Below are 6,365 nucleotides of genomic sequence, written 5' to 3' on the forward strand. Positions count from 1 at the left end.
TCCGGATTTCATCCCAATGCCCGCCCTCGACGCCATCGACCGCAAGATCCTCGGTTACCTGCAGGCCGACGGCCGCATCACCATGCAGCAGCTCGCCGACAAGGTCGGGCTGTCGGTGTCACCCTGCCACCGTCGGGTCAAGCTATTGGAAGAACGCGGCGTCATCACCCGCTACGTCGCGACCGTCGACCAGAAGGCGCTGGGGCTGCATGTCTCGGTCTTCATCTCCATCAAGCTGGCGCGGCAAAAGGAGGAGGACCTCGCGCGGTTCGAGAAGGCGATCTCGAAATGGGACGAGGTGATGGAGTGCTATTTGATGACGGGCAATCGCGACTATCTGCTCCGCGTCGTCGCCGCCGATCTCTCCTCCTATGAAGCGTTCCTGAAGACCAAGCTGACCCGGCTCGACGGCATCGCCTCGATCGAGAGCAGTTTTGCGCTGAGCCAGGTGAAATACTCGCCCGCACTGCCGGTGTGAGGGCCGCTGCACTGCGCCTCCAAATCCGACGTCGTCCCGGCCCGTGCGCCGGGACTCAGAGCCACCAGCAGTTGTTGTTTGTGCGAGATCGTCGACCATCGCCGGACCTGCGACGGCCGAAGCAATCCAGGAGCGAAAGCTTTTTCTTTGGCCCTCGTTCAACCGGAAGCGCCTAACACCTCCCCAGCAATCGTCACAAATCTGCAGTAAAGCTGACGAAGCAGCGGCGGCGATGAACGTGAGCGTCCGCTCGACGTTGTCGCAGCTGCGCTACCCGGGACTTCAGATGCATTCGCCTGCCCCAGCCAACGACCGCTCGCCGCGCCGCCGGCCGCGCTTCACCGCGCTGCTTGGGCTGGCAAGCCTGCTGTCGCTGCTGACGGTCGTGCTGGCCGTGGCGTTCTGGGCGCTGCAGCCGGTCGCCTTGCGGATCGCGGTGGGCCCCGCCGGCAGCGAGGACGACATCCTGGTGCGGACGATGGTGGCCGCCTTCGACGGCAAGGACAGTCCCGTCCGGTTGACGGCGGTCGCGACCGATGGCCAGCTTCAGAACGTCACCCTGCTCGCATCAGGCCAAGCCGATCTCGCGGTGACGCGCGACGATCTGGCGCTGCCGGCGAGCGCACGCTCGGTCGCGATCCTGCGTCGCAACGTGCTGGTGCTGTGGTCGGCGCCGCGCGCGAAAGGGGCGAAGGCCACGCCGCGGGTCAAGGAAATCACCGATCTTGCCGGCCGCAAGCTCGGCGTCATCGGCACCGGCGCCGTCAACGTCGCGCTGCTTCGCGTCGTGCTGCAGGAATCCGGCGTCAACCCGGACAAGGTCACGATGGCGCAGTTCGGCACCAAGCAGATCGCGGAGATGATCGCGGACACGACGCTCGACGCGTTCGCCATGGTCGGCGCGTTCAACGACAAGACCATTGCGGACGCGATCACCGCCACGGCGCATCAGCGCGGCGAGCCCAAATTCATCCCGATCGACGTCTCCGAGGCGATTGCCGAGCGGCATCCGCTCTACGAATCTGAGGAGATTCCGACCGGTGCTTACGGCACCTCGCCGCAGCGGCCCGACGACAAGATCGAGACCGTCGGCATCAATCATCTCATCATCGCATCCGCCTCGTTGTCCGAGGACAAGGTCGGCGCCTTCACCCGTCAGCTGTTCGCGGTGAAGCCGTTGCTCGTCCGGACCACGCCGAGCGCGCAGAAGATCCAGAAGCCCGATACCGATAAGGATGCCGCGCTGCCCGCCCATCCCGGCGCCGCAGCCTATATCGACGGCACCGAGCGCACCTTCCTGGACAAATACAGCGACTATCTCTGGGGCGCCGTGCTGCTGCTCTCGGCCGTGGGTTCGGTGGCAGCCTGGCTGCGGCACTATCTCAAGCGCGACGAGCGCAAGGAGAACACCGAACAGCGTGACCGGCTGCTGGCCGCAATCACCGCGGCGCGGAACGCCAAGTCGTTGAACGAGCTCGATGCGATGCAAACCGAGGCCGACGCTATCCTGCGCGAGACGCTGGCCTGCCACGACGACGGAGCGATCGAAGATGGCGATCTTGCCGCCTTCAACCTGGTGCTGATCCAGTTTCACGAGGCGATCGCAAACCGGCGCGCCGCGATTGTCGCGATTACGCCCGGCGATCGCGAGAGGATCAGGAGCAGTTGAGCGCATTGGGTGTAGCGCACCCGCCAGCCCCCCTGATACCGTTCGCGCTTTCTGAAGGTCGCCAGAGACCGTGTTTTTACAGACATTCCGCGCCGTCTGTCATGGACGGCAGCCGCCTTCACCTCAGCCAAATCGCGGCAGCCCCTAACAAAAACCCGCCGAATCCTAACAAACAAAGTCGGTTTTAACTAATCGATCTTAAAACCACGGCAGAAACCAACAATGACATGCGTGCGGACCGCATTATCCCGCACCTGGAAGGTGGAAGCCCGAGAATGCTCAAGCTGCTGAAGAACCGCGCCATTCCAGCCAAGCTGGCCGCGATGACGATCATCGGCACGATCTGCATGGCGATGGTCGCCACGACCATTCTGCTGATCGCGCGCGACCAGCTCGTCACCGAGCGTGTCGAAAAGGCCCATGCGATGGTCGACGCCGTCTGGCAGCTGGCCGACGGCTTCCAGCGCGCCGCCGCCGCCGGCGAGATGACCGAGGAAGAGGCCAAGAAGCGCTTCTTCGCCGCCAACGCCAATGTCTGGTACGAGAACCACACCAACTACGTCTACATCTACGACTACGTGACCGGGCTGTGCGTCTCCAATCCGGGCGTCTCCAAGTTCATCGGCAAGGACATGCGCGATGCCAAGGACGCCAACGGCCTGCCGTTTGCGTCCATCATGATGGACATCGCAAGCAAGGGCCAAGGCACCCTGCGCTACACCTTCCTGCGCAGCAACACCGACCCGACACCGCTCGACAAGATCGCCTTCACCCGCGGCTTCGCGCCCTGGCACATGATGATCGCGTCCGCCGAATACATCTCGGAGGTCGACAATTCGTTCTGGTCGATGGTCCGCACCGCCTCGATCGTGATCGGGCTGCTGATGCTGCTGTCGATGGCGGTCGCCTGGGCGATCACCCGCAGCGTGGTCAAGCCGCTCTCGGTGCTCAAGCAGCGGATGGCCTCGCTCAGCAACGGCGAGCTCGACGCCCCGGTCATGGGCGCCGAGCGCGCCGACGAGATCGGCGAGATGGCACGCACCGTCCAGGTGTTCCGCGATGCGATGATCGAGACCAACGGCCTGCGTGCCGAACAGGCGGCCGCCGACCAGCGCCAGAGCGAACAGCGCAAGGGTGACATGCGGCGCCTCGCGGACCAGTTCGAGCGCGAGGTCGGCAACATCGTCAATTTGGTCTCGACCGCCGCGCATCAGCTCGAGGCCTCCTCGACCACACTGACCCGGACGGCAACGACCGTCGCGCAGGTCAGCCAGCGCGCCGCCGGCGCGTCGGAGGAGGCCTCCGCCAACGTGCACTCGGTCGCGGCGGCCAGCGAGCAATTGGCATCCTCAATCAACGAGATCACCCGCCAGGTGGAATCCTCCGCCCGCATCGCCGGCGAAGCGGTCGATCAGGCGCAGAGGACCGACGCCCGCATGAGCGAGTTGTCACAGGCGGCGGGACGGATCGGCGACGTCGTCGACCTGATCCAGTCGATCGCCGGACAGACCAATTTGCTGGCGCTCAACGCCACCATCGAGGCCGCGCGCGCGGGCGACGCCGGACGTGGCTTTGCCGTGGTCGCCTCCGAGGTGAAGTCGCTCGCCGAGCAGACCGCGAAGGCCACCGACGAGATCAGCCAGCAGATCAACGACATTCAGTCCGCGACGCAGGACTCGGTCTCGGCGATCAAGGAGATCGGTGCGACCATCGGGCGGATCTCGGAAATCTCGGCGGCGATTTCGTCCGCCGTCGAGCAGCAGGGCGCGGCCACGCAAGGCATCTCCAGCAACGTGCAGCGCGCCGCGGCCGGCACCTCGCAGGTCGCCAGCAGCATCGCCGACGTGCAGCGCGGCGTCTCCGAAGCCGGCGGCGCCTCCTCCGAGGTGCTCTCGGCCGCGCAGTCGCTGGCCAGCGAAAGCAACCGCCTGAAGCACGAGGTCGCGAACTTCATGCACACGGTCCGCGCGGCGTAACGCGCCAAGGGCTCGGGCTGGCCGAAGCCCCGATCACAAATGAAAATGCCCGGGACGCGAGTCCCGGGCATTTTCATTTGGAGTCTAGCGCCCGCTCTCTCCACCGTCATTGCGAGGAGCACTTGCGACGAAGCAATCCAGTCTTCCTTTTCAGCCCTGGATTGCTTCGCTTCGCTCGCAATGACGGCCGAAATCAAATCACCTTCCGCTTCGCCAGATTCGTCATCAGCGCGCTGACGCCGAACGTCCACGGCTCGCATTCGTCGCTGTTGCGCATGCGGTTGACGAGCTTGCCGAGCTGGGGGGCTGCGATCGTGACGATGTCGTCGCGCTTGTGGGTGAACCCCTGGCCCGGCGCGTCGCGGTCCTTCACCGGCGCGAACATGGTGCCGAGGAACAGCGCAAAGCCGTCCGGATATTGATGCACGGGGCCGACAGTCTGCGCGACCAGGTCGGTCGGGTCGCGGCTGATCTTGGAGATCGACGAGTGGCCGTCGAGCACAAAACCGTCGGCGCCCTTCACCGTCAGCCCGACGTCCATCCTGCGGACATCGTCCAACGTGAACGTGTCGTCGAACAGCCGCAGCAGCGGGCCGATGGCGCAGGAGGCGTTGTTGTCCTTGGCCTTCGACAGCAGCAGCGCGGAGCGGCCCTCGAAGTCGCGCAGATTGACGTCGTTGCCGAGCGTGGCGCCGACGATGTTGCCGCCGCTCGACACCATCAGCACGACCTCGGGCTCCGGGTTGTTCCAGGTCGATTTCGGATGCAGGCCGGCGTCCATCCCGGTGCCGACCGACGACAGAGTCGGCGCCTTGGTGAAGACCTCGGCATCGGGGCCGATGCCGACCTCCAGATACTGGCTCCAGGCGTTCTGCTCGACCAGCATCTGCTTCAGATGCGCCGCCTGGTCCGAGCCCGGCTTGAGTTTCGAGAAATCGTCGCCAACCAGGCGCACGACCTCCTTGCGGATCGCTTCCGCGGAGGCCGGGTTGCCGCGGGCCCGCTCCTCGATCACGCGCTCCAGCATCGAGATCGCGAAGGTGACGCCGGCCGCTTTCAGCACCTGTAGGTCCAGCGGCGCCAGCAGCCAGGGCTTGCGCGGATCGCGTGCATCGGGCGGCGTATTGGCAAGGATGGCATCGAGATCGCCGACCCGCTCGCCTGTCGCGGCCCGCAGTGCCTTGGCCGGATCGTCCTGCTCGCACAGCGCGGTGACGGTCGGAAACGCGGACGTGACATCGAACACGCCGTCGCTGCGCACCGCGACCACGGCAGGGCCTGAGACATCGGGCCGCCAGACCCGGCCGACCAGGGATCCCTTGGCGCCGTCCTCCGGCAGCACGTCGTTGGCGGTCAGTGTGATCATGGCGGCTTTCTCCCGGGCAGGTTTCTTGTCGGAGAAGCCCTAGCATCGTGACGGGAGTGATCCAAGCCACCCCGACCACGTCATTCCGGGGCGTCGCGAGAGCGACGAATCCTCAGGTGCGCAATTGCGCACCGGGAATCTCGAAATTGTGGAACTGAACGCAAGCCAATTTCGGAATTCCGGGTTCGAGGCCTGCGGCCTCGCCCTGGAATGACGACGCAAATGGTTCACGGATTCGGCGAGGTCTCGGCTGCGATGAGCAGCAGCTGGGACTGGCGGACGCGCTCGCGATGGGCCGTATAGAGCCCGCTCGCAACGATAAGGGAGGCACCGCCCACGGTCCAGGCATCCGGCACCTCGCCGAACACCAGGAATCCGAATGCCGAAGCCCATAGCAACTGGATATAGGAAAACGGCGCCAATACCGAGGCATCCGCATAGCGGAACGCCAGCACCACGATCCATTGCCCCGTGGTCGAGGCGACGCCGACCAATAGCCCGATCAGGACCTCGTTCCAGCTCGGCGTGACCCAGGCGAACGGCACGACCGCCGACATCACGCAGACGCCGACCAGCGCAGTCCACGTCATCGTGGTGACGACGTGCTCGCGCCCGCTCATCACCCGCGTCATCACCAGTGTGCAGGCCCAGGCAAAGGCGGAGACGATTGGCAGCAGGGCTGCGAGCTGGAATGCGCCGGTGCCGGGCCGAACGATCACGATGACGCCGGTCAGTCCCACCATAGTCGCGATCCAGCGCCGGATGCCGACCTGCTCGCTCAGGAAGATGATCGACAGCGCGGTGACGAACAGCGGCGCAACGAAGCTGGTGGCGGAGGCCTCAGCGATCGGCAAATAGCGCAGCCCGGTGATGAAC

5 protein-coding genes are annotated in these 6,365 nt (G+C 65.2%); 3 read left to right on the top strand and 2 right to left on the bottom strand.

Features of this window, described 5'->3' with window-relative positions:
- The first annotated feature begins 16 nt into the window (after positions 1-16).
- The 3 genes from WA702_RS04955 to WA702_RS04965 all read left to right on the top strand — a co-directional run bounded on the left by WA702_RS04955 (position 17) and on the right by WA702_RS04965 (position 4,123).
- Positions 17-478: an Lrp/AsnC family transcriptional regulator gene (locus tag WA702_RS04955; RefSeq protein WP_425109423.1), complete on the top strand. Its 462-nt coding sequence runs from the start codon at positions 17-19 to the stop codon at positions 476-478.
- A 232-nt stretch (positions 479-710) separates the two neighbouring features.
- The gene (locus WA702_RS04960) at positions 711-2,147 is read left to right on the top strand and encodes a TAXI family TRAP transporter solute-binding subunit (RefSeq protein WP_425109419.1); all 1,437 of its coding nucleotides are present in this window, start codon (positions 711-713) and stop codon (positions 2,145-2,147) included.
- A gap of 275 nt (positions 2,148-2,422) precedes the next feature.
- On the top strand, positions 2,423-4,123 hold the full coding sequence (locus WA702_RS04965) for a methyl-accepting chemotaxis protein (RefSeq protein ID WP_425109420.1): 1,701 nt from the start codon (positions 2,423-2,425) through the stop codon (positions 4,121-4,123).
- A 193-nt stretch (positions 4,124-4,316) separates the two neighbouring features.
- Here WA702_RS04965 and WA702_RS04970 read toward each other — a convergent pair whose 3' ends face one another.
- Entirely contained in the window at positions 4,317-5,489 is a 1,173-nt protein-coding gene (locus WA702_RS04970; RefSeq protein WP_425109421.1) for a fumarylacetoacetate hydrolase family protein, read from the bottom strand.
- 227 nt (positions 5,490-5,716) lie between these two features.
- Positions 5,717-6,365: DMT family transporter (locus tag WA702_RS04975; protein ID WP_425109422.1), on the bottom strand; the 649-nt coding region annotated here is incomplete at its 5' end.

Source organism: Bradyrhizobium sp. (assembly GCF_049798375.1).
Classification (GTDB): Bacteria; Pseudomonadota; Alphaproteobacteria; order Rhizobiales; family Xanthobacteraceae; genus Bradyrhizobium.

Excerpts from the sequence above, each read along its gene's own strand:
- WA702_RS04955 (WP_425109423.1), top strand. The coding sequence starts at position 17 with ATGCCCGCCCTCGACGCCATCGACCGCAAGATCCTCGGTTACCTGCAG.
- WA702_RS04960 (WP_425109419.1), top strand. The coding sequence starts at position 711 with ATGAACGTGAGCGTCCGCTCGACGTTGTCGCAGCTGCGCTACCCGGGA.
- WA702_RS04965 (WP_425109420.1), top strand. The coding sequence starts at position 2,423 with ATGCTCAAGCTGCTGAAGAACCGCGCCATTCCAGCCAAGCTGGCCGCG.
- WA702_RS04970 (WP_425109421.1), bottom strand. The coding sequence starts at position 5,489 with ATGATCACACTGACCGCCAACGACGTGCTGCCGGAGGACGGCGCCAAG.